The organism is Nocardia bovistercoris, from assembly GCF_015674855.1.
In the GTDB taxonomy this organism is placed as follows: Bacteria; Actinomycetota; Actinomycetes; order Mycobacteriales; family Mycobacteriaceae; genus Nocardia; species Nocardia bovistercoris.
In genome coordinates, this window is sequence record NZ_JADMLG010000036.1 from 1 (window position 1) to 5,202 (window position 5,202).

The 5,202-nt window shown below is 56.3% G+C and carries 2 rRNA genes; both read left to right on the top strand.

Annotated features, from left to right (window positions below):
• Positions 1 to 203: 203 nt before the first annotated feature.
• A 16S ribosomal RNA gene (locus IT779_RS37025) occupies positions 204 to 1,722 on the top strand.
• Positions 1,723 to 2,053: 331 nt separating this feature from the next.
• A 23S ribosomal RNA gene (locus tag IT779_RS37030) occupies positions 2,054 to 5,154 on the top strand.
• The 16S and 23S rRNA genes sit together here, the layout of an rRNA operon.
• Positions 5,155 to 5,202: the final 48 nt, after the last annotated feature.

The window sequence follows — 5,202 nt, forward strand, 5'->3', positions numbered from 1 at the left end:
GTGTGTGCGTGTGTTCTTTGAGAACTCAATAGTGTGTCGATGAATGTCAGTGCCAAATGTTTTTGGTTCCTGCTGCTCGTACCCCCGTGTGGGTGGCAGGGTTTATTTTGTCAGCTAATTTTCTGGCTGGCGTTTATTGGTTGGGTTTTCGGACTCGAGTTCGATTCTTTTGATTGCGCCCTTCGGGGTGTGGTTGTGAGTCTTCAACGGAGAGTTTGATCCTGGCTCAGGACGAACGCTGGCGGCGTGCTTAACACATGCAAGTCGAGCGGTAGGGCCCTTCGGGGTACACGAGCGGCGAACGGGTGAGTAACACGTGGGTGATCTGCCTCGTACTCTGGGATAAGCCTGGGAAACTGGGTCTAATACCGGATATGACCACAGGGTGCATGTCTTGTGGTGGAAAGATTTATCGGTGCGAGATGGGCCCGCGGCCTATCAGCTTGTTGGTGGGGTAATGGCCTACCAAGGCGACGACGGGTAGCCGACCTGAGAGGGTGATCGGCCACACTGGGACTGAGACACGGCCCAGACTCCTACGGGAGGCAGCAGTGGGGAATATTGCACAATGGGCGGAAGCCTGATGCAGCGACGCCGCGTGAGGGATGACGGCCTTCGGGTTGTAAACCTCTTTCGACAGGGACGAAGCGTGAGTGACGGTACCTGTAGAAGAAGCACCGGCCAACTACGTGCCAGCAGCCGCGGTAATACGTAGGGTGCGAGCGTTGTCCGGAATTACTGGGCGTAAAGAGCTTGTAGGCGGTTTGTCGCGTCTTCTGTGAAATCTTACAGCTCAACTGTGAGCTTGCAGGGGATACGGGCAGGCTAGAGTACTTCAGGGGAGACTGGAATTCCTGGTGTAGCGGTGAAATGCGCAGATATCAGGAGGAACACCGGTGGCGAAGGCGGGTCTCTGGGAAGTAACTGACGCTGAGAAGCGAAAGCGTGGGTAGCGAACAGGATTAGATACCCTGGTAGTCCACGCCGTAAACGGTGGGTACTAGGTGTGGGTTTCCTTCCACGGGATCCGTGCCGTAGCTAACGCATTAAGTACCCCGCCTGGGGAGTACGGCCGCAAGGCTAAAACTCAAAGGAATTGACGGGGGCCCGCACAAGCGGCGGAGCATGTGGATTAATTCGATGCAACGCGAAGAACCTTACCTGGGTTTGACATACACCGGAAACCTGCAGAGATGTAGGCCCCCTTGTGGTCGGTGTACAGGTGGTGCATGGCTGTCGTCAGCTCGTGTCGTGAGATGTTGGGTTAAGTCCCGCAACGAGCGCAACCCTTGTCCTGTATTGCCAGCGGGTTATGCCGGGGACTTGCAGGAGACTGCCGGGGTCAACTCGGAGGAAGGTGGGGACGACGTCAAGTCATCATGCCCCTTATGTCCAGGGCTTCACACATGCTACAATGGCCGGTACAGAGGGCTGCGATACCGTGAGGTGGAGCGAATCCCTTAAAGCCGGTCTCAGTTCGGATCGGGGTCTGCAACTCGACCCCGTGAAGTTGGAGTCGCTAGTAATCGCAGATCAGCAACGCTGCGGTGAATACGTTCCCGGGCCTTGTACACACCGCCCGTCACGTCATGAAAGTCGGTAACACCCGAAGCCGGTGGCCTAACCCCTTGTGGGAGGGAGCCGTCGAAGGTGGGATTGGCGATTGGGACGAAGTCGTAACAAGGTAGCCGTACCGGAAGGTGCGGCTGGATCACCTCCTTTCTAAGGAGCATCTCCCATCGGTTCGTTCACACAGGTGGACGTGGTCGTGGGCAGAGCCGTTCAGTTCTCGAATGTGGAACTGCGGTGCTCATTGGGTGGAACACTGGCAGGCTCTTCTCGATTACCGCGGATCCCGAGTGGTTCGTGGGAGGGGATATATCGGCACACTGTTGGGTCCTGAAAGAACAGGCGTTCTTTCCAGGCAAGATATGACGATCCGGGATTTCCTCTCGTGATACCGCGGTCTCCTTGTGGGGTCGGCTGGTCCGGGGTGTGGTTTTTTCGGGTGTGTTGTTTGAGAACTGCACAGTGGACGCGAGCATCTTTGTTTTTGTAAGTGTGTAAGAGCGTACGGTGGATGCCTTGGCACCAGGAGCCGATGAAGGACGTGGGAGGCTGCGATATGCCTCGGGGAGCTGTCAACCGAGCTGAGATCCGAGGATTTCCGAATGGGGAAACCCGGCACGAGTGATGTCGTGTCACCCGCATCTGAATGTATAGGGTGTGTGGAGGGAACGTGGGGAAGTGAAACATCTCAGTACCCACAGGAAGAGAAAACAACAGTGATTCCGTGAGTAGTGGCGAGCGAAAGCGGATGAGGCTAAACCATGCGGATGTGATACCCGGCAGGGGTTGTCCGTGTGGGGTTGTGGGGTCCATCTTCTTCTCACTGCCGTGAGGAGCAGCAGTCAGAAAAGGTCGTGTTAGTCGAAGTGGTCTGGGATGGCCGACCGTAGAGGGTGAGAGTCCCGTAGGTGAAAACATGGTCTCTGTTGTGATGGGTGCCCGAGTAGCAGCGGGCCCGTGAAATCTGCTGTGAATCTGCCGGGACCACCCGGTAAGCCTGAATACTCCCTGGTGACCGATAGCGGACTAGTACCGTGAGGGAAAGGTGAAAAGTACCCCGGGAGGGGAGTGAAATAGTACCTGAAACCGTGCGCTTACAATCCGTCAGAGCCTTTCGGGGTGATGGCGTGCCTTTTGAAGAATGAGCCTGCGAGTTAGTGGCATGTGGCGAGGTTAACCCGTGTGGGGTAGCCGTAGCGAAAGCGAGTCCGAATAGGGCGTTGAGTCGTGTGTTCTAGACCCGAAGCGGAGTGATCTACCCATGGCCAGGGTGAAGCAGCAGTAAGATGTTGTGGAGGCCCGAACCCACTTAGGTTGAAAACTGAGGGGATGAGTTGTGGGTAGGGGTGAAAGGCCAATCAAACTCCGTGATAGCTGGTTCTCCCCGAAATGCATTTAGGTGCAGCGTCACGTGTTTCACGCCGGAGGTAGAGCTACTGGATGGCCTAGGGGGCCTACCAGCTTACCGAAGTCAGCCAAACTCCGAATGCCGGTGTGTGAGAGCGTGGCAGTGAGACTGCGGGGGATAAGCTTCGTAGTCGAGAGGGAAACAGCCCAGATCGCCGGCTAAGGCCCCTAAGCGTGTACTAAGTGGAAAAGGATGTGGGGTCGCGAAGACAACCAGGAGGTTGGCTTAGAAGCAGCCACCCTTGAAAGAGTGCGTAATAGCTCACTGGTCAAGTGATCCTGCGCCGACAATGTAGCGGGGCTCAAGTACACCGCCGAAGCCGCGGCACTCGGTTATTATCTTGCTTTCGAGCCAGGAGACCGGGTGGGTAGGGGAGCGTCGTGCAGCCAGGGAAGCAGCGGCGTGAGCTAGTTGTGGAGGCTGTGCGAGTGAGAATGCAGGCATGAGTAGCGAAAGACGAGTGGGAAACTCGTCCGCCGAATGACCAAGGGTTCCTGGGCCAGGTTAATCCGCCCAGGGTGAGTCGGGACCTAAGGCGAGGCCGACAGGCGTAGTCGATGGACAACGGGTTGATATTCCCGTACCCGTGTATCCGCGCCCAATGGCGAATCAATTGTGCTAACCACCCAAATATGGAGGGATCTCCTTCGGGAGACTCGAAGTGGCTGCGTGGGATCCTGGTTGTAGTAGTCAAGCGATGGGGTGACGCAGGAAGGTAGCTGGGCCAGTGAGTGGTTGTACTGGTGTAAGCCTGTAGGGCGTCGTGTAGGCAAATCCGCACGGCAACAGCCTGAGAGGTGATGCGTAGCCGATTGAGGTGAATTCAGTGATCCTATGCTGCCGAGAAAAGCCTCTAGTGAGTTGGTACACGGCCCGTACCCCAAACCGACACAGGTGGTCAGGTAGAGAATACCGAGGCGATCGAGAGAACTGTGGTCAAGGAACTCGGCAAAATGCCCCCGTAACTTCGGGAGAAGGGGGACCCGATCCGGTGAACACCCTTGCGGTGGGAGCGGGGTTGGGTCGCAGAGACCAGAGAGAAGCGACTGTTTACTAAAAACACAGGTCCGTGCGAAGTCGTAAGACGATGTATACGGACTGACGCCTGCCCGGTGCCGGAAGGTTAAGAGGACCGGTTAGCGCTTCGGCGCGAAGCTGAGAATTTAAGCCCCGGTAAACGGCGGTGGTAACTATAACCATCCTAAGGTAGCGAAATTCCTTGTCGGGTAAGTTCCGACCTGCACGAATGGCGTAACGACTTCTCTGCTGTCTCGACCACAGACTCGGCGAAATTGCATTACGAGTAAAGATGCTCGTTACGCGCGGCAGGACGAAAAGACCCCGGGACCTTCACTATAGCTTGGTATTGGTGTTCGGTACGGTTTGTGTAGGATAGGTGGGAGACTGTGAAGCGGGCACGCCAGTGTTCGTGGAGTCGTCGTTGAAATACCACTCTGGTCGTATTGGGCTTCTAACCTCGGGCCATGATCTGGTTCAGGGACAGTGCCTGGTGGGTAGTTTAACTGGGGCGGTTGCCTCCCAAAATGTAACGGAGGCGCCCAAAGGTTCCCTCAGCCTGGTTGGCAATCAGGTGTCGAGTGCAAGTGCACAAGGGAGCTTGACTGTGAGAGTGACAGCTCGAGCAGGGACGAAAGTCGGGACTAGTGATCCGGCACCGGCAAGTGGAAGCGGTGTCGCTCAACGGATAAAAGGTACCCCGGGGATAACAGGCTGATCTTCCCCAAGAGTCCATATCGACGGGATGGTTTGGCACCTCGATGTCGGCTCGTCGCATCCTGGGGCTGGAGTAGGTCCCAAGGGTTGGGCTGTTCGCCCATTAAAGCGGCACGCGAGCTGGGTTTAGAACGTCGTGAGACAGTTCGGTCTCTATCCGCCGCGCGCGTCAGAAACTTGAGGAAGGCTGTCCCTAGTACGAGAGGACCGGGACGGACGAACCTCTGGTGTGCCAGTTGTTCCGCCAGGGGCATGGCTGGTTTGCTACGTTCGGAAGGGATAACCGCTGAAAGCATCTAAGCGGGAAGCCTGTTCCAAGATGAGGTTTCTTTCCACCTTCGAGTGGGTAAGGCCCCCTACAGATGATGGGGTTGATAGGCCAGAACTGGAAGTCCGGTAACGGGTGTAGGTGACTGGTACTAATAGGCCGAGGGCTTACCAAGACAAAGAATGTGCGTCCACTGTGTGGTATCTGAAACAACACACGATCA